This window comes from Halolamina salifodinae, from assembly GCF_017874235.1.
Classification (GTDB): domain Archaea; phylum Halobacteriota; class Halobacteria; order Halobacteriales; family Haloferacaceae; genus Halolamina; species Halolamina salifodinae.
In genome coordinates, this window is record NZ_JAGGLC010000003.1 from 417,667 (window position 1) to 435,349 (window position 17,683).

Below are 17,683 nucleotides of genomic sequence, written 5' to 3' on the forward strand. Positions count from 1 at the left end.
AGATGGCCCGCGGCCGGAACGCGACCCGCGGCTGTCGGACGGCAACGTCGACAGCGGTGGTCACGTGAGTCACATCGAATGGACTGTCGGGGAGGTACAAAACTGTTGTGGCGAAACGCGGCTCAGTCCTCCTCACCCGAACGATCCCGCGAGACGCCGAAATCTTCAGGCTGGGCGTCGGCGACCGACGGAAGTCGCCTGAGTCGCGGGCGACCCAGCACGTAGATGGCTGTGAAGCCGAAGCCGCCGGCGGCCAGCGCCATCGTCGTCGACGTACCAAGCGTCTCCGCGACGACGCCGCCGACGAGCGAGCCGAGCGGGAGCGTTGCGCCCGACGCAGTCCCCTTCGTGGCGGCGATACGGCCCAGTATCTCGGTCGGGAACAGTCGCTGATTCAACGTCGAGGTGAGCACGCCCGAGGCGGCCGCGGGCACCCACGCGAGGCCGAACAGCGCGACCGTCGCGGCTGGCGAGGAGACCACTACCGCTGCCAGCCAGCAGGCGGCGCCGAACCCCTGCGCGAGGAGAACCGTTCCGTACGGAACCCCCTCGAGGTACGGGCCGACGACGGAGCCGACGAGCCGTCCGACGCCGAGCGCGCCCAACATGAGGCCGTAGAGCGCTGGCCCGCCCAAGTCGGCGCCGAACGCCGGTAGGATAGCGAGCGTGACGCCGGTGGCGAAGTTCGCGACTGCGGTCGTGAGCACCAACTCGACGAACACCGTCCCGCGGAGCGCGTCGACGCCGGCCCGGAGATCGCTGGCGTAGGAGCGGAGTACGGAGCGAAGCGTGGGACCGGCCTCAGCCGAATCGTTGCCGTCGTCGGGTTCCGGGGCACGGATCGTGATGCCGACGAACAGCAGGGCGGCGACGCCGAATGTCGCCGAATCGAGGAGGAACAGCGTCGTCGCCCCGAAAACGGCGACCACGCCACCACCGACGGCGTCGAACACCATATCCAGCCCGAGCGTCACGGTCGCCAGCGCGGAGTTGGCGCCCGAGAGCCGGTCATCGTCGACGATTCGGGGCAGCAGCGCCGTCTCCATCGGTGCCATCAGCAGCGTCGCAAGCATCAGCACGGGAACGACGGCGAACAGGACGCCGACGCTCAGCCGTCCCGTCACGGCAGCCAGCGGCAGCGCGAGGACGACGACACCCTGAATCACCTGCGAGCCGACGAGCACGGGCTTGAGCGGCAAGCGATCCACGAGCGGCCCGGCGAGCACCTGCAGCAGCCACGGGAGCAGGAGGATGGCGTTCAGCGCGCCCGTGAGCACCGTCGAGCCGCTTAGCTGATAGGCTAGCCACAGCACGGCGACCGTGTAGAGGCTGTCGCCGGCGTTGGTGACGAACTGGCCGGCGAAGAACCGCCGGAAGTCGCGGTTGCGCCAGAGCGAGGGCTGGTCGGTCATCGACTCTCACCCCCGCGGGTGGGTGAGATGTTCGACGAGCGTGGTCGGCAGCGTGGTCGGTAAGGCGATACTCGCGATAGGGAGTCGAACGCGCCGCCGCAGTCTGCGGCGGGCGCTGGCGATGTCGGCATGTGCGTGTGTGGTCGGTGGGGAGAGTGCGGCTACCGGCGTAGCGAAGCGAACCCGAGTGCTGCAGCTATCGGGCCCGCGGCGCGGCCGGGGGCGAGAAGGGGTCGAACACCGGACGACACACGTGCCGGCGGTTCATTTGGCGCGTCGCTCAGGGTGTCGGTGAGTAGTGAAAAGAAACTGACGGTCGTGGTCGGCGCGCTACTCCAGATACGCCTCTGTCGCCCGCGCGAGCGCGGCGACGCCTTCCTCCAGTTCCTCGGGTGAGACGTGGCTGAACGAGATCCGGAGCGAGCGCGTCCCCACGCCGTCGTCACCGAGGTCGGCGGCACCCTGTCGGCCGCCGTCGTCAACGTAGAACCGCTCGCCGGGGAGGTACGTCACGCCCTCCTCGGCGGCCAGCGGGAGCATCTCCTCGGCGTCGACGCCCTCCGGGAGCGTGACCCAGAGGAAGAAGCCACCCTTCGGTTCGGTCCACGAGGATCCGGGCGGGAGGTGGCGCTCCAGCGCGTCAATCATCGCGTCGCGCCGGGTCTCGTACCCCTCCAGGAGGCCTTCGAGCGTTGGCTCGTAGTGGCCGGCGTCGAAGTAGCGCCCGAGCACGCTCTGGGTGAACGTGTTCGTGCCGCCCGCGGCCATGTGGCCGATCTGTTCGATCAGCGCCTCGTGGGCGACGATCCAGCCGGTTCGAACCCCCGGAGCGATGGTTTTCGAAACGGTTCCGAGCCGGATCACGCGGCCCGAATCGTCGAGTGCGGCCAGCGGCGGCGGCGACTCGCCCTCGAAGCGGAGTTCGCCGTAGGCGTCGTCGGCGACGACCAGGAAGTCGTACTGCTGGGCGAGTTCGAGCACGCGCTCGCGGCGCTCCCGCGTGAGCGTCGCTCCTGTTGGGTTCTGGAATGACGGGATGGTGTACAGCAGTTTGGGGACCGGTTGGCCAGCGGCCTCACGGCGTTCGAGGAGTTCCTCCAGCGCGTCCGGGTCGAGGCCGTTCTCGTCCAGATCGACGCCCGTGAGTTCGGCGCCGTGGTTGTCCAGCACCGCGAGGCTCCAGACGAACGAGGGCGACTCGACCAGTACCTCGTCCCCGGGGTCGAGGAACGTCGCGCCGATGGCGTCCAGCGCGTGGGTCGCGCCGTTAGTGACGAGCAGTTCGTCCCGGGTTGCGTCGACGCCGTTGACGGCCTCGTGAGCGAGGATGCCGTCGTTGAGGCGCTCGACGTACTCGCCGCCACCGTACTGGAGGACATCAGCCGCCTCCTCGTCGAGCACCGTCTCGACGGCGTCACGGAGGGCGGCAACGGGGAACGACTCGGGGTACGGGAACCCGTAGGTCAGTGGGACGGCGTCGGGCGCGGGCGGCGACGCGCCCCCGGCGTAGCCCGCGTCGTCGAGGCGTTCCCGAACCGTCGTGGCGAACAGGTGGTCGAACCGCCGTTCGCGGTCGGACTCGCTCATAGCGGCAGTCGTCGGCGTCGGGGGATAAAGCAATCCGTGTCGGAAACCGTGGCCGGATCGGCCGACTCTCCCGGTTCGGTTCTCCCGTGACCCCCCGTTGACGCCCTGACCCGCCACCCCTCGTGCCCCGTTGGAACTATTTGATACGAACGTGACACGGGAGTATGGACGACGATGTCGAGAGCCTCGCCGTCGTGACGGGCGACGGGGGTGAGCCGGTGGACAATCCGGGCCTCCGCCGGCGACTCGCGGCCGGCGCAATCAGTACGGTCGGCCTCGTGTTGCTCGGCGTGCCGGCGTACGACATCTGGGACGACGCAAGCAACCTCGGTTGGGGCATCGCCGATACGCTATTGGAGAACTCCGTGTTGATCGGGCTAGCGCTGCTGCTGATCGGCGGTGGCGTCTGGCTGTTCGGACAGGACTGGAGCGATGACGACGTCGTGCTGGCGGCGCGGTGGACTGTCGGCGGCGCCCTCGCCACCGCCGGCCTGTACGCGGTGGTGATTCTGCTCCAACTGCAGGTAATGGGCCGACTCAAACCGTACGTACTGGCTGCCGACGGCGTGCTGATGGGATCGGTTGCGGCGTTCGGCGCCGGGCTCTACGACGTGCAGCGCCGCCAGAGCCGCCGGGAGCTAACAGCCGAACGAGACCGGTTCCGAGCCTTCTTCGAGGGAACGAACGTCCCCATCGTCACGGTCGGCCATCGCGATGACGGTCTGGTGGCTGGCGAGGGCAACCCGGCGTACGAGGACGCGTTCGCCGTCGGTTTTGAAGCACTGCTCGCCACCGCCAAGCCGACGAGTGAGAGCGACTTCGACCGTGAGCAGTTCGTCCACGCGACGCTACGGGCGGAACCCTACCGCGATGAGATTCACGTCCCGCCGGAGAACTTGGACCCGAGCGCCCGTGCTGACGACGAGGACGACCGGCTAACGAAGGGCCGCTTCTACGACGTCCGGACGGTCCACGTCGCCGCCGACGAGACGTTCGTAGTGTTCACCGAGATCACCGCCGGCAAGGAACGGGAGCGCCTGCTGGCCGAGCGTACCGAGCGCCTCGCCCGCCAGAAGTCCGAGCGCGAACGGGAGCTGGAAGAGCGCACGAACCAACTCGAGTTCCTCCACTCGCTGCTGCGCCACGACGTGCAAAACGGGACGATGGTGATCGGCTCCCGGGCCGAGATACTGCGCGAGGAGCTATCGGGCCGCGAGGCGGAGTTCGCGACGACGATCCTCACTCGGGCCCGCGGGATATCCGACCAGATCGACCGGATCCGGACCGCGCTGAACACGCTGACTGAGGGGACCACCACCGAACCGGTCGACCTTTCGGAGTTGCTCGAACGGCGCGTCGAGACGTTCCGGGACAACTACCCCGACGTGCACGTCGAGACCGATATCGACGCCGGCCTCCGGGCCGAGGCCGACGACATCCTCGACGACGTGCTCGCGAACCTGCTGCGCAATGCTGTCGAACACAACGACAAGGAGCAGGTCGAAATCGAGGTGGTCGCGACTGAAGTCGACGACGGCATCCGAATCGGGATCGCCGACAACGGCCCGGGGGTCCCCGAGGAGGACCGCGATCAGGTGTTCCGCCGGGGCGTCTCGAATGCGCAGGCTGGCGGCCCCAGCGGCTCCGGATTCGGTCTCTTCTTCATCGACACGATTGTCGACGGCTACGGCGGCGAGGTCCACATCGAGGACAACCACCCTGAGGGCGCGCGGTTCGTCGTCTCGCTGCCGCCGAGCGACGCCAGTTTCGGCGGCGAGTGAGTTGGTACGTAAAAACCGGGGCACATCCTTTTCAGTCAGCCATTCGTCAGTCTTGCCTGCGATGGTGTCCATCGACCCCGCCGGCAGCCCGGTCGTTCTCGTCATCGACGACGACGAGGACGTGCGAAACACCTACGAGCTCTGGCTCGACCACGACTGGGAGACGTACACCGCCGAGGACGGACAGACGGCCCTCTCGATCCTCAGCCCCGCTGTCGACGTCGTCGTCCTCGACCGAATGATGCCGGGACTTTCGGGCGGGGACGTGCTCGACGCGATGCAGGACCGGGAGGCCGACCCGCGGGTCGTGCTGGTGACGGCGGTCAGCCCCGAACCCGAAATCGTCGAGACGCCGTTCGACGCCTACCTCCCCAAACCGGTCGACCGCGAGGAGCTCAACGAGACGGTCAGAAAACTCCTCGGCCGTGACAAGCAGGACGACCGGCTTCGGGAGTACTACCGCCTGGTGGAGAAACGCGCGACCCTGGAGACAGAAATCCCGGAGCACGTGCTGGTCGAAGACGAGCGCTACGAGCAGCTAACGTACCGGATCGCGGAGTTGGAGGAGGACCTCAACCAGGACCTCAACGACCTGGATTCCGACGAGTTCGTGGCGCTGATCGACGATGTGGTGTAGCTGCAAGCGTCCACGGAAGAAACGCGTGTACTTTCTTTCACGGTTCTTCCGGCAAGAAGTGTTTTGAACGGGGCGCCCGACTCTCGCGACATGGAACGGACCTCGCTTACCCGACGTGACACCCTCCGAGTCGGTGCGACCGCGGCACTCGCCGGCCTCGCCGGCTGTTCCGGCAGTATCGGTGGCAGCGCCACCGTCTACGGCCGGTGGACCCCGGCACAGGAGGGCAGCGGCGCCAACCAGAGCGGCGAGTCGATTCGGGCGATGGAGCCAGCCGACCTCGACGAAGGCCGGCACACGCTCGGCGACCGCTACGACCTGATGGCCGCGTTCCTCGAACCGCCGGTGCCGACCATGGAGTTCGGCGAACTCGACGCCGTCTACTACAACGGCGGCTGGACCACTTCGCTGTACGGCGTCGAAGCCGAGTTCGAGCAGTCCGCGATGGTCAGCGCCTACCAGAACGAACTCGACGCGGAAACGGTCAACAGCACGTACAGCGGCTACGAACTCTACCGCGTCGACGCCACGCTCACCTCCTACCTCGTCGGCGTCGCCGACGGGCGAATCGCCATCTCCTCGAACGGCGACCGGGACCGCGCGGCCATCGAGTCGCTCATCGACGCCCGCGAGGACGGCACGCGCCGGACGAACAACGACGGCCCGCTCTCCTCGCTCGAGTCCGCGGTGGGCCAGGAGTCCTCCACCGAGATCTCGGTCGGCGACGACGTGGGGGTACAGGTCGGCGAGACCACGCCCACGGCCGTCGCGATGGGGTTCAGCGTCACCGACACCGAGGAGGACCTCGTGAGTCTCACCAGCGGCTTCATCCTCCCGGACACCGTCACAGAGCCTGAGGCGGCCGTCGAGGCCCGGCTCAGCGCCGACGCCTCCGTCGGCGTGCTGAACTACTCGGAGGCCGAGATCAGCACCGACTCCGGCGTCGTCGTCGCGACGGAGGAGCGGCCCGTGGCTGACGGACTCGCCTTCTAGAGGCTCTCGAACAGTTCGATGCTGGTCCGGATCCCGCTCCGGAAGCAGGAAAGCGCGAGGTTCTCGTCGGGCGAGTGGTTGTTCTCGTCCTCGTTCGCGTAGGGCACCGTCACGCAGGGCAGTCCCAACTCTCGCTCGAACACCGCAGTCGGCAGCGACCCGCCGAGTGTCGGCTTCAGGATGGGGTCGGTGGGCCACGCCGCGCGAACGGCGTCCATCACCGGCTCACGGATCGGGTGGTCCAGCGAGGTGCGCTGGGGGCGCATCGCGCCCATTTCTGTCACTTCCACGTCACAGACCCCGGTCGCGTGCTCGTGGACGTGGGTCTCGAAGGCGTCGTAGATCTCCTTCGGGTCCTGATCGGCGACGAGGCGCATGTCCATCTTGAGCGTCGCCGTCGACGGCAGGACCGTCTTGCTCCCCTCGCCGCCGTAGCCCGAGGTGAACCCGCAGATGTTGCAGGTCGGGTAGTAGAGCAGTTTCTCGAGGTAGCTGTCACCCGGGCCCTCGGCGAACGCCTGTACGTCGAGGTCGGCCTTGATGGCGTCCTCGTCGAACGGCATCGCCGCCAGCGCTTCGCGGTCCCGGGCTTCGATCGGTCGCACGTCGTCGTAGAAGCCGTCGATGGCGACGCGGCCGGTTTCGTCCTTGAGCGAGGCGACGATGCGGACTAACTCCCACGCGGGGTTCGGGACGGGGCCGCCGTAGTTGCCGGAGTGGAGGTCGCGGTTCGGCCCAGTCACGTCGACCTGCACGTACTGCATCCCGCGGGCCCCCATCAGGACGTGCGGGCGGCCCGAGGCGTCGATGGGGCCGTCGGCGACGAAGGCGAGGTCTGCGTCGCCGGACTGCGTCCGGCTGCCAGAGGAGCTTCGCTCCTCGCTGTCCGCACCGAGCACGTCGGCGTACTCCCGGACCACGTCGTCGAGGTTGGGGCTGCCGCTCTCCTCTTCGCCCTCGAGCAGGAGGGTGACGTTGATCGGGAGCCCGGTCGTCTCGCGCAGCGCGCGTACGGCACAGAGATGCGAGAACCACTGGCCCTTGTTGTCGCCGGCGCCGCGCGCGTAGATGCGCTCGCGGCCGTCCGGGCCCTCGCGGATCGTCGGTTCGAACGGCGGCGTGGTCCACTCGTCGGGATCGGCTGGCTGCACGTCGTAGTGGCCGTAGACGAAGATTGTCGGTGCCTCCTCGCCCGGGACGGCCCGCTCGTCGGCGCCCGGCCGACCGTCGCCGGTCGCACCTGTGTCTGCCCCCGCTCGCGCGATCACGGCCGGCTGTCCGGGGGTCTCGACCCGCATCGCGTCGTCGAAGCCGTACTTCTCGCAGAGCGACTGGACCAGTTCCACACAGTCGGCGACGCCCTCGCCGGTCGCACTGATGGATGGCTGAGAGAGCAGGTCGAAGAGGTCCTCAAGCTGTTCGTCCTCGTGGTCGTCGACGTACTGTCTGGCCTCGGCACTCATCGGCGTTCACCGGTCATGGGTCCCCGTGGCACGGGCGCGGCTAAATCCCCATCGGATCCGGCGACGGGCAAATGGGCCACGGCGACCAACGAACTCTCACTCGATCCGCCCCAGCGCGATTTCGCGGGCGGTGTCAGCGGGCGGTTCGGCCGTGATCGCTATCGAGTCGACCCACTTGACGCTCTCCCAGCAGTCGCCGTCACCCGTGGGAATCAGGCGTGCAGGGCCGCCGTGTTCGGTCGGGAGTGGTTCGCCGTCGAGTTCGAGCGCCAGCACTGCGCTCTCGATCCGTTCGAGCGGGAAGGCACAGGCGTACTCGCCGTCCATCGCGTGGACGAGCGCGTACTGGCTCTCCGGCGTCGGTTCGACGCGCTCGAGCAGATCAGCGACGCGGACGTCGCGCCAGGAGAGCCCTGCAGCCGTCCAGCCGGCTTCACAGTCGAAGTCCTCGGCGAACGTCTCGTTCGGGAGCGCTGCGAGGTCCGCTGCGTCGAACGCCCGGGGCCGGCGGACGCTCCCGCGGATCGTCAGCGCCCAGTCGTCGGTCGTGACCTCGTCGGGAACGTCGTAGCGCGGGAGTCCGTCCATCGGTTGGAGTTTGGTTCAGAGAAGCAAGAAGGCCGGTGCGAACGAGTTCGGCTCGAGCCGTTCTCGAGTCAGAAGCGGGAGGCGGGTCCTCAGAGCGACAGCTGCGTCACGTCGATGATTCGGCTGTCGGCTTCCAGTTCCGACAGCGCCGCCTCGGGCACGTCGTCGTCGAGGCTGTACACCGTGAGCGCCTCGCCGCCGATGGTCCCGCGGGCGTTGTACATCCCGGCGATGTTCACGTCGTACTCACCTAGCACCGAGCCGATCAGGCCGATGACGCCCGGCACGTCCTTGTTCCATGCGACGAGCATGTGGCCGTGGGGCAGCGCGTCGACGCGGTAGCCGTCGATGGAGACCAGTCGCGGCTCGTCGCCGGTGAACAGCGTCCCCGACACCGAGAGTTCGTCCTCACCGTCGCCGGACTTCGTCCGGCTGCTAGAGGAGCTTTGCTCCTCCCTGTCGCCGACGGTGACGGTGAGCAGGCTCCGGAAGTCCGCCGAGGAGCGGGTTTTGCTCTCGGTCACGTCGACGCCGCGCTCCTCGGCGACGCGGGGGGCGTTGACCGAGTTGACCTGCCACTCCAGGGGCGCGAACGCGCCCTGCTGGGCGCTGGCGGTGACCAGTTCCACGTCCTCCTCGGCGATTTCGCCCTCGTAGCTCACTTCGATGTGCTCGATCCGGCCGTCGAACAGCTCTGCGGCGACGCGGCCGGCAGTCTGTGCGAGGCCGAGATACGGCTCGATGCGGGGGAACGCGCTCTCGTCGACGGAGGGCGCGTTGAGCGCGTTCATCACTGGCTCGCCGGCGAATGCCGCGAGCACCTGCTCGGCGGTGGCGACGGCGACGTGCTCCTGTGCCTCAGCCGTCGAGGCGCCGAGGTGCGGCGTGAGCACGATATCCTCCACGTCGCGGAGGGGAGAGTCCGCGGGGAGTGGCTCCTCGGCGAACACGTCAAGTGCCGCGCCGGCGACGACGCCGTCCTCGACGGCCTCGGCCAGCGCGCCCTCGTCGACAACGCCGCCGCGGGCGACGTTGATCACGTAGCCGTCCTCGAGTTGGGCGAGTTCGGCGTCAGAAATCAGCCCCTCGGTCTCGTCGGTCAGCGGCACGTGGACCGTGAGGAACTCCGCGCGGTCGATACACTCCTCGAGGTCGACCAACTCCGCGCCGATCTGTTCGGCACGCTCCTCGCTGATGTAGGGGTCGTAGGCGACCAGTTCCATCCCCAGCGAGCCCAGGCGCTTGGCGGCCTCCTGGCCGACCCGGCCGAGGCCGACGATGCCGAGCGTCTTGCCGTTGAGTTCGGTCCCGAGGAACTCGCCTTTGGCCCACGTGCCCCCGGCCATGCGGCCGTGGGCCTGCGGGATCGAGCGCGCGGCCGCGAACGCCATCCCGACGGTGTGTTCGGCCGCCGCGCGGACGTTCCCCTCCGGCGCGTTGGCGACGACGACGCCGTGGTCGGTGGCGGCGTCGATGTCGATGTTGTCGACGCCGATGCCCGCCCGGCCGACGATCTGGAGGTCCGGCGCCGCCTCGAACAGCGCGGCGTCGACCTCGGTCCCCGAGCGAACGATCAGCGCATCAGCGTCGGAGACGGCTTCGAGCAGCGCGTCTCCCTCGATGTCGTAGGCCGTCACAGCCTCGTGGCCCGCCTCGCGAAGCCGGTCGATCCCGGCGTCGGCGATCGGATCCGTGATGAGTACTCGCACGGGCGGAGCGAGTCACCCCCGGCGGTTAACGCTTTCTGCGGAATGCGACTGGTTGTCGAATATCTATACACGTGTATGGGTGTATAGAGTGGCTGAGGAGAATATAGGCACACAGATATGCTGTTCAACGACGGTAGTCGGGCGGCGACTCAACCCGGGTCTCGCCGCTCACGGTGAGATGTCGAGAAGCTCCGTCGAGCCGGTGATGTCCGACTGCACGTCGATGACCTCGGCAGACTCAGCTCGCCGGAGCAGTTCCTCGGCGAACTCCGCGTGGGTGCCGACCGCGCCGGTGGAGACGAACCCCGAGTGTTCGGCCTTGGGTTCGAGCACGAACTGGTAGCGCTGCCCGGGTTCGAGGTCGGACGACTCGACGAACACGGAGGAGCCACTGCCGTGTTTGAGCGCACAGACCCCCTCGATCTCCGCCCAGTTGAGATACGTCGTGTCGTCGTATCGGTCGGCCTCCGAGCGGCTCACCGAGAACGGGTCGTACAGCCCCAGTCGGCTCGGGAGCCCGAACAGCGCGCTGTCGAGCGTGTCGCCGACGAACGCCTCGACGCCGCCTGTCCGGGAGCTACCGAACACCAGCTGGTCGTCCTCCAGGAACACCGTCCCCTTGCCGCCGACATCCGAGCCCGAGAGCCCGTCGGCGACCGAGGCGTTGCGCTCGATCAGGTTTAGCTTGCATTGGTACGTCATAGCGTGCCAACCAGACGGCGGATACAGTAAAACTGTTGGGATCGTTGGAGAACCGGCCGTCGAAACATCTCGCGCGGTCACCGTGCCGGCTCTCGTGCGCTTTAAGCCTGGAGGGGTCACAGGGGGCGTATGACGCTGGTCGCTTTCGACTTCGACGGGACGCTCTCGGATGCGGAGATGCTGGTCGCACTGGGCGAGCGCTACGGCGTCGCCGAGGAGATCGGCGACATCACCGCCCGCGCGATGCGCGGCGAGATCTCCTACGCCGAGAGCCTGCGCGAGCGCGCGGCGATGCTCGAGGCGCTCTCGGAACACGAGGCCGCCGCAGCCTACGAGGAGACCGCGCTCCGGCGGGGGGCCGCCGACGTGATCGAGCGCCTCAACGACGCCGGCCACACGACCGCCATCCTGACTGGCGGCTTCACGCCGGGCGTCGAAGCCGCGCTGGAGCGCGACGGCGCCGAAGTGGACCGCATCGTCGCCAACGACCTCCCCATCGTCGACGGCGAACTCACCGGCGAGGTCGAGGGGTCGCTGATCGAGGGGACCAAGGACGACGCGCTGGCGGATCTCTGCGAGGAGTACGGTATCGACCTCGTGAACACCGTCGCGGTCGGCGACGGCGCGAACGACCTCCCGATGCTGAAAGCCGCGGGTCACGCGGTCGGCTTCGAACCCAAGGACGCTGTTTCCCCGCACTGCGAGGACGTGGTGACGACGATGGCGGCGCTGGGCGGCCTGTTCGAGCGAACCGGGCTGCTCGACTGAGTTTTACGCGTCCAGTTCGTTTCGCGCTTTCTTGACGCCGGCCTCGGTGTCGATGTCGACGCCGACCTGTTCGAACGCCTCCCCGATGGTCCGGATCCCGCGCAGAAGTTGGTCGCTCGTGAGATTCCCCATGTTGCTCACCCGGAAAACCTCGCCGCCGAGGTGGGCCTGCCCGCCCGAGATGGAGACGCCGCGCTCCGAGACGGCGTCGAAGAACGCTTCGCTGTCGTCACCGCGCGCGCCCTCGGGGAGGTCGATGGCTGTGAGGGTGTTCGAGTACGCCGTCGCCTCGTTCAGTTCGGGGAAGGACTCGAGCCCCATCGCCCACATCGCCTCGCGGAACGCAGTCGACTGCCGGCGGTGGCGGGCGATCCGGCCGCTCATCCCCTCAGCTTCGATCTCCTCGACGGCGACCGCGAGGCCGCGGAACAGCGGGACCGCGCTGGTGAAAGGCGTCTGGTGCTGGCCCGCCTTTCGGCTGTGCCAGTCCAGATCCTCGTAGAACGGCGCGTTCCCGCCGTCGATGTGGGCGTCGACGTCATCAGAACACGACGTGTTCTGGTTGTCACCGGAAGCCGACGGCTTCCGGTTGCCCGAGGGACTACGTCCCTCGCTGGCAGACGAGAGCCCCTGGCTCTCGTCGACGCCGTCAGCGACGTAGAGCGCCGAGACGCCCGGCGGCGCCGCGAGCGCCTTCTGGCCGTCCGTGACCGCGATGTCGACGTTCCAGTCGTCGATGCGGAACTCGTCGCCGCCGATGGAGGTGACGCCGTCGACGACGAACCGGGCGTCGGCCGCGGCGGCGATCTCGCCGATCTCTCTGACGGGGTTCAGCAGGCCCGTACTGGTCTCGTTGTGGACGACGGTGACGACTTCGGTGTCGTCGGAGACGGCGGCGTCGACGGCATCGAGGTCGACCGGGTCGCCCCAGTCGAACTCAACAGGGGTGACCTCGCAGTGGCGCTCGGCGATGCGCTTGAACCGCCGGCCGAACTTCCCGTTGACGACGGCGACGAGTTCGTCGTCCTCGTCGACGAGGTTGGCGACGGCGGCCTCCATGCCCATCGTGGCGGTGCCGTTGAGGATGAGTGCCTCCCCGCCCACGGACGTCGACGCCTCGCTCGGCGTCGAGCGCTCGAACACGTACTCCAGTCCGTCCTGTGCGCGCTCGTACACCGCCTCGAACGCCGCGGAGCGATGGGAGACCATCGGCTCGCTCATCGCCTCGCGGACGTCGGCACTCAGCGGTACGGGCCCCGGGTTGAGCAGGAGGAAATCCTCTCGCATGTGTGTGGCTAGTTCCTCCGGTGGGTGTTAAGCCCGCCGTTGGTGTGCGCCACTCTCACACGCCCACGGTGGTTCTCTGACTCGCCCATCACGCCCGAACCGAGCGCCGCAGCGCCAGATCGGCGATGTTGCCGCCACATTTCGCGGTCCGGACGAGGCTGTCCAGCAGGCGAGTTAGCACCGCCGCGTGTGCGGGCGAGATCTCGACGATCCGGGACTCTAGGCGGCGGCCCTCGGCCACGACGGCCTCACTCCGGTCGAGTGCGTCCTGGGCGGCCTTCCGCGGCGCGCCGTTGACGACGGCGTCCGACGCGTCCCGGACGACATCCCGGGCGGCGTCGCTCATCGCGCGGAACTCCCCAGCCACCGATTCAGGAACGGTGTATGTCTCGCGCGCGGCGGTGCCGGCGATCCGGGCGGCGTGGTCGGCGACGCGCTCGAGGTTGCGCGCGGTGCAGTAGTAGTCGAACAGTCGCGGGCGCCCCATCCGCAGGTCGTCGACCTCCGACAGACGTACCAGCGACCGGTTCAGGTGACGTTCGACTAGCCGGAACACGCGGTCGGCCTCGTCGTCGCGTTCGGCGACCTGCGCCGGGTCGGCGCGCTCGCCGACGAACGCCGCAATCGCTTCCTCGTGCATCGACAGCGCGGTGAACTGGAGTTGGAGCAGCGACTGCCGAACCGAGACGCCGTCGGCGTCCAACATCCCGCGGACGACGATTCGGTCGCCAGTCTCCTCGGCAATCTCGACGCCGGTCAACCCCCGGACGACGTTCTCGACTGCCCGGAGCTGCCCGTCGGTGAGTTCCTCGCGTCGGTGGAGCGTGATACGGTCGAACCCGGCCGTGTACGCCGCCATCAGCAGGTGGCGGGTGGCGGTCCCGTCGGCGTTCGCGAGGTCGATTTCGGTGGCTGCGAGGGCGTTCTCGTCGCGCTCGGCCCAGCGCACGACCAGCGAACCGTCGCGGTGTGTGTAGAGATACGCCGTCCCGCCGGCTTCGAGGCCGTGTTCCTCGGCCCACCCCACCGGGATCGAGACGGTGTACGTGCCGCCGCCGACCTGCTGGACTTTTCTGGTCTCCATCGGTCGTGATCAGCCGAACTTTCCGGTGATGTAGTCCTCGACACGCTGACTCTGGGGGTTCTCGAAGATCTGCTCGGTCTCGCCGTACTCGACGAGCTCACCCCCGGTCAGAAACACCGCCGTCTGGTCGCTGATTCGAGAGGCCTGCTGCATGTTGTGCGTGACGACGACGACCGAGTAGTCCTCGGCGAGTTCCTCGATCAAGTCCTCGATCTTCGCGGTGGCGATGGGGTCCAGCGCGCTCGCTGGCTCGTCCATCAAGATTACGTCGGGATCGACCGCGAGACAGCGGGCGATGCAGAGGCGCTGTTGCTGGCCCCCGGAGAGCCCGAGCGCGTTGTCGCCGAGTCGATCCTTGACCTCCTCCCAGAGAGCTGCGCGCCGGAGCGCGCGCTCGACCAGCGCCTGGGCTTCCTCGGCGTCGTCGGTGCCGAACAGCCGAGCCAGCAGCCCGGTGTCGAGGTCCCCGTGTTTCCGGGGGCCGTAGGAGATGTTGTCCTCGATGGACTTCGGGAACGGATTCGGCTCCTGAAACACCATGCCGACGCGCTTCCGGAGTTCGACGAGGTTCACGCCGTCGCTGTATATCTCCTGGCCGTCGAGCGCGACCGAGCCCTCGATGCGGGCGCTCTTGATCCGGTCGTTCATCCGGTTCAGACACCGCAAGAACGTCGACTTCCCACAGCCCGAGGGCCCGATGAGCGCCGTCACCGACTCGTCGGGCACGTCGAGGGAAACGCTCTGGAGTGCCTGTTCGTTGCCGTAGTAGACGTCGAGGGCCTCGACGGCGAGTTTGGCGTCGTCCTCGAACTGGAACTCCGTCCAGGCCGCTTGTGTCGTTTCGTCGGTCTCGCCGGTGGTTGTCAGTCGCTGTTCGGCCAGGTCGGTCCGTTGGGTTGGCTCAATCTCACTCATTGTGTAGCTTCCTCCGGAAGTAGAGTCGACTCCCGACGCCGATGGCGTAGAGGCCGACGACGACGAGCAGGAGCACGAGCGCGGTTCCCCAGCCGAACTCGGTGTTGGTGAAAATCTCCTTGGGGAACACGCCCGCGGTGATCGTCGAGTAGAGCTGATACGGCAGGGCGCTCGCGGGGGAGAGCAGTGCCTCGTTCGTCACGAACGGTGGCTGGGCGCTGAACCGGAAGCCGCCCAGCACGTTCGGGGTGGTACTCGGGTACGGCGAGCCACCGAACACCAACAGCAGAGGGGCGGTCTCGCCGGCGATGCGGCCGACGCCGAGGATGACGCCGGTGATGGTCCCGGGCATCGCCGCCGGGAGCACGACGCTTCTGATCGTCTGCCACTTCGTCACTCCCAGCGCGGCGCTCGCGTCGCGGCGCGCGTCGGGCACCGCAAGAATCGCCTCGCGGCTGGTGATGAGCACCAGCGGCAGCAGCATGAACCCGAGTACCAGTTGGCCGACGACGATGGAGTTCCCGCCGCTGATCCGCGGCACGAGAAAGGCTAGCCCGAACAGCCCGAACACGATGCTCGGCGTGCTCCAGAGCCCGTTCGTGGCGACTTCGACGACCTGCGTGAAGCGGCCGCGTTCCGCGTACTCGGTCAGGAACACTGCCGCCCCGATCCCAAGCGGTACTGCGAAGCTGACAGCACCGACGACGAGCCACAGGGTTCCGACGAGCGCCGGCAACACCCCCGGGATCTCGACGTACAGCCCGCCGGTCTGGTTCAGCAGGAACGGGAACTCCGGCCACGCGACCTGCAGACCGACGAAGGGTATCGTCTGCCGCCCGCCGAGCAGACTCGCGCCCGTGAGCGTAGTCTGGAGGCCGTTCGTGACGATGAACCCGATCAGGAGTCCGAGCACGCCCAGCATCGCGAACACGACCGAGCCGATGAGGTAGTACGCGCCCGCCTGTCGGCCCTCGGCGCCGAACCCTTCCTTTGCCTTCCCGGCGCTCCAGGCGCCGAGGAGGGTGCCGAAGACGACCAGAATCGGGACGAGTTCGCTTCCCGGGAACGACGCTGAGGACCAGTCCGGCGACCACGTCCAGCCGGCGTTGACGCCGCCGATGGCGACGACGACGCCGAGCAGGATCAGGATGGCCGCCACTGGAAGGGTCGATCCCACATCCTCCCCAGGAAGCACCGAGGCGAGGAACCCGACGACGCCGAAGACGACGGCGACTGGGAGCCACAGCACGACCGCATTTTCGAGCAGGAGTGTCGCCGCGAGACCGCCGAGGATCGCCCACAGTACGCCGAACACGACCCCGACCGGCGCGCCCGCCGAGGACGACGGCGTGGTGTCGATGTAGTCGAACCGTGAGCCGACGCCGATAACTACGAGGCCGCCGCCGATAACGGCCAACCCGACGCCGAGGAGTTTCAGCACGCTCAGGCCGGCAACTGTGGCCGTCTCGTCGACCCACTGGAGCAACAGCAGCCACGACGCGAGGAAGGTGAGCGTCGCGACGCCGATGACGCCCAGCGAGACGAGGTCACCGGTCGTCGAGTCGGCGGCGGCGAGTCGGTTCTCCGTGACGCTGCTCATTGCTCACCCCCGAGCTTCTGGTACATTCGCCACTCGACGTACTGTGAGGCGACGCTCAGCAGCATCACCATCACGAACAGGACCACGCCGGCCGCGAACAGCGCGCTCATGTGGACGCCGCTGGCGTTCCCGCCCTCGAACGCGATGACGGTCGTGAGCGTCTCGCCGTAGTTCGAGAACACGTCGAAGACGGGCGAGGGGAACCCCTTCGTGTGCGTGAGCATCACCGTCGCCGCCATCGTCTCGCCCATCGCTCGGCCGATGCCGAGCAGGACGCCCGCCGAGACCCCCGAGAGCCCGGCGGGGATGGTGACGCTCTTGGTCGTCTGCCATCGCGTCGACCCTATCGCGAGCGCGCCGCTCTTGATCGACTCCGGCACGGCGTTCAGCGCGTCCTCGGCCACGGTGACCACCGTCGGAAGCGCCATGATGCCGATCATCAGGCCGGCCGCGAAGTACGTCCCGATGGTCGGGGTGCCGAACTCCAGGTAGAAGTACTGGTTCACGATGGTGAGGCCGATGAACCCGTACGTGATCGAGGGGATCCCGGCCATCAGTTCGATGCCGGGCTTGACCACCTCACGGACGCGCCGGGGGGCGATCTCCGAGACGAACACGGCGCCGGCGATGCCGATTGGAGCCGCGATGAGGGTCGCGATGAGGGTCGTGACCGCGGTGCCGAGCATCATCGGCGTGAGCGACCAGACGTCGTTGCGCCCCCATAGGCCCTGCCCCAGCGCGGGGTCATCCATCGTCGGGTTCCGGATCTGGGTGAGCAGGTCCAGCCCCATGAGTCGGACTGCGGGCACCGACTCGATCACCAGGAACGCCACGATCAGCGTCAGGATCGAGACCGTGATCACGGTCGTCAGGAGCGTCGTGATCTTGGCGGCCTCCGCCTGATAGCGGTACCAGCCGACCCCCATCGACGCGAGGAACACCACGACGGGGATGACGGTCCATCTGGAGCCGGCGAGAAACGACAGGAACGTCACGATCACCGAGGCGAAGACGAGCCCGTCCATCGCGATGGCGCCGTCCTCGGTCCGCGAGCGATAGTCGCGGGCCCGCTGTTTCGTGCGCTCGACGCGCCGGCGGACGGCCGCGCGGAGCCGCCTCGGTACCTCTCGTGTCTGTGGGAGTCGCTGCGTCATGAA

General features: G+C 67.9%; 15 protein-coding genes. 4 read left to right on the forward strand and 11 right to left on the reverse strand.

Annotated features, from left to right (window positions below; translation table 11 throughout):
* Positions 1-122: 122 nt before the first annotated feature.
* Positions 123-1,412 (reverse strand): MFS transporter, encoded by a 1,290-nt coding sequence (locus J2753_RS09160; RefSeq protein ID WP_209491628.1) that lies wholly within the window; start codon positions 1,410-1,412, stop codon positions 123-125.
* Between the two features lie 330 nt (positions 1,413-1,742).
* The gene (locus J2753_RS09165) at positions 1,743-2,999 is read right to left on the reverse strand and encodes an aminotransferase-like domain-containing protein (protein ID WP_209491629.1); all 1,257 of its coding nucleotides are present in this window, start codon (positions 2,997-2,999) and stop codon (positions 1,743-1,745) included.
* A 164-nt stretch (positions 3,000-3,163) separates the two neighbouring features.
* On the opposite strand from J2753_RS09165, the gene J2753_RS09170 reads away from it, so the two are divergent.
* The 3 genes from J2753_RS09170 to J2753_RS09180 all read left to right on the forward strand — a co-directional run bounded on the left by J2753_RS09170 (position 3,164) and on the right by J2753_RS09180 (position 6,410).
* A complete protein-coding gene (locus J2753_RS09170; protein ID WP_209491630.1) occupies positions 3,164-4,780 on the forward strand; it encodes a sensor histidine kinase in 1,617 nt (538 codons plus the stop codon).
* Positions 4,781-4,841: 61 nt separating this feature from the next.
* Positions 4,842-5,417, forward strand: coding sequence for a response regulator (locus J2753_RS09175; RefSeq protein WP_209491631.1), 576 nt, complete (start codon positions 4,842-4,844; stop codon positions 5,415-5,417).
* A 90-nt stretch (positions 5,418-5,507) separates the two neighbouring features.
* Positions 5,508-6,410: a hypothetical protein gene (locus J2753_RS09180; protein ID WP_209491632.1), complete on the forward strand. Its 903-nt coding sequence runs from the start codon at positions 5,508-5,510 to the stop codon at positions 6,408-6,410.
* On the opposite strand, the gene J2753_RS09185 is transcribed toward J2753_RS09180, so the two are convergent.
* The 4 genes from J2753_RS09185 to J2753_RS09200 form a co-directional block, all read right to left on the reverse strand.
* Entirely contained in the window at positions 6,407-7,873 is a 1,467-nt protein-coding gene (locus tag J2753_RS09185) for a M20/M25/M40 family metallo-hydrolase (protein WP_209491633.1), read from the reverse strand. The genes J2753_RS09180 and J2753_RS09185 overlap by 4 nt on opposite strands.
* A 96-nt stretch (positions 7,874-7,969) precedes the next feature.
* Positions 7,970-8,461: a molybdopterin-dependent oxidoreductase gene (locus J2753_RS09190; protein WP_209491634.1), complete on the reverse strand. Its 492-nt coding sequence runs from the start codon at positions 8,459-8,461 to the stop codon at positions 7,970-7,972.
* A gap of 89 nt (positions 8,462-8,550) precedes the next feature.
* The gene (gene serA, locus J2753_RS09195; RefSeq protein WP_209491635.1) at positions 8,551-10,170 is read right to left on the reverse strand and encodes a phosphoglycerate dehydrogenase; all 1,620 of its coding nucleotides are present in this window, start codon (positions 10,168-10,170) and stop codon (positions 8,551-8,553) included.
* A 168-nt stretch (positions 10,171-10,338) separates the two neighbouring features.
* A complete protein-coding gene (locus J2753_RS09200) occupies positions 10,339-10,872 on the reverse strand; it encodes a hypothetical protein (protein WP_209491636.1) in 534 nt (177 codons plus the stop codon).
* A 129-nt stretch (positions 10,873-11,001) separates the two neighbouring features.
* On the opposite strand from J2753_RS09200, the gene serB reads away from it, so the two are divergent.
* Positions 11,002-11,640, forward strand: coding sequence for a phosphoserine phosphatase SerB (gene serB, locus J2753_RS09205; protein WP_209491637.1), 639 nt, complete (start codon positions 11,002-11,004; stop codon positions 11,638-11,640).
* Between the two features lie 3 nt (positions 11,641-11,643).
* Here serB and J2753_RS14440 read toward each other — a convergent pair whose 3' ends face one another.
* The 5 genes from J2753_RS14440 to pstC all read right to left on the reverse strand — a co-directional run bounded on the left by J2753_RS14440 (position 11,644) and on the right by pstC (position 17,680).
* Entirely contained in the window at positions 11,644-12,927 is a 1,284-nt protein-coding gene (locus J2753_RS14440; protein WP_245334552.1) for a pyridoxal-phosphate-dependent aminotransferase family protein, read from the reverse strand.
* An 88-nt stretch (positions 12,928-13,015) separates the two neighbouring features.
* Entirely contained in the window at positions 13,016-14,011 is a 996-nt protein-coding gene (locus J2753_RS09215) for a PhoU domain-containing protein (RefSeq protein WP_209491638.1), read from the reverse strand.
* Positions 14,012-14,020: 9 nt separating this feature from the next.
* On the reverse strand, positions 14,021-14,926 hold the full coding sequence (pstB, locus tag J2753_RS09220) for a phosphate ABC transporter ATP-binding protein PstB (protein ID WP_209491639.1): 906 nt from the start codon (positions 14,924-14,926) through the stop codon (positions 14,021-14,023).
* Positions 14,919-16,526: a phosphate ABC transporter permease PstA gene (gene pstA / locus J2753_RS09225; RefSeq protein ID WP_209491640.1), complete on the reverse strand. Its 1,608-nt coding sequence runs from the start codon at positions 16,524-16,526 to the stop codon at positions 14,919-14,921. Before pstA ends, pstB begins: the two co-directional genes overlap by 8 nt.
* Complete coding sequence (gene pstC, locus J2753_RS09230; protein WP_209491641.1) at positions 16,523-17,680, reverse strand: phosphate ABC transporter permease subunit PstC; 1,158 nt, start codon at positions 17,678-17,680, stop codon at positions 16,523-16,525. The genes pstA and pstC overlap by 4 nt, the downstream gene beginning before the upstream one ends.
* Positions 17,681-17,683 lie beyond the last annotated feature (3 nt).

What these genes read in the sequence shown, in the direction of transcription:
- J2753_RS09160 (WP_209491628.1), bottom strand. Translation starts at nt 1,412, where the DNA reads ATGACCGACCAGCCCTCGCTCTGGCGCAACCGCGACTTCCGGCGGTTC.
- J2753_RS09165 (WP_209491629.1), bottom strand. Translation starts at nt 2,999, where the DNA reads ATGAGCGAGTCCGACCGCGAACGGCGGTTCGACCACCTGTTCGCCACG.
- J2753_RS09170 (WP_209491630.1), top strand. Translation starts at nt 3,164, where the DNA reads ATGGACGACGATGTCGAGAGCCTCGCCGTCGTGACGGGCGACGGGGGT.
- J2753_RS09175 (WP_209491631.1), top strand. Translation starts at nt 4,842, where the DNA reads ATGGTGTCCATCGACCCCGCCGGCAGCCCGGTCGTTCTCGTCATCGAC.
- J2753_RS09180 (WP_209491632.1), top strand. Translation starts at nt 5,508, where the DNA reads ATGGAACGGACCTCGCTTACCCGACGTGACACCCTCCGAGTCGGTGCG.
- J2753_RS09185 (WP_209491633.1), bottom strand. Translation starts at nt 7,873, where the DNA reads ATGAGTGCCGAGGCCAGACAGTACGTCGACGACCACGAGGACGAACAG.
- J2753_RS09190 (WP_209491634.1), bottom strand. Translation starts at nt 8,461, where the DNA reads ATGGACGGACTCCCGCGCTACGACGTTCCCGACGAGGTCACGACCGAC.
- J2753_RS09200 (WP_209491636.1), bottom strand. Translation starts at nt 10,872, where the DNA reads ATGACGTACCAATGCAAGCTAAACCTGATCGAGCGCAACGCCTCGGTC.
- serB (WP_209491637.1), top strand. Translation starts at nt 11,002, where the DNA reads ATGACGCTGGTCGCTTTCGACTTCGACGGGACGCTCTCGGATGCGGAG.
- J2753_RS14440 (WP_245334552.1), bottom strand. Translation starts at nt 12,927, where the DNA reads ATGCGAGAGGATTTCCTCCTGCTCAACCCGGGGCCCGTACCGCTGAGT.
- J2753_RS09215 (WP_209491638.1), bottom strand. Translation starts at nt 14,011, where the DNA reads ATGGAGACCAGAAAAGTCCAGCAGGTCGGCGGCGGCACGTACACCGTC.
- pstB (WP_209491639.1), bottom strand. Translation starts at nt 14,926, where the DNA reads ATGAGTGAGATTGAGCCAACCCAACGGACCGACCTGGCCGAACAGCGA.
- pstA (WP_209491640.1), bottom strand. Translation starts at nt 16,526, where the DNA reads ATGAGCAGCGTCACGGAGAACCGACTCGCCGCCGCCGACTCGACGACC.
- pstC (WP_209491641.1), bottom strand. Translation starts at nt 17,680, where the DNA reads ATGACGCAGCGACTCCCACAGACACGAGAGGTACCGAGGCGGCTCCGC.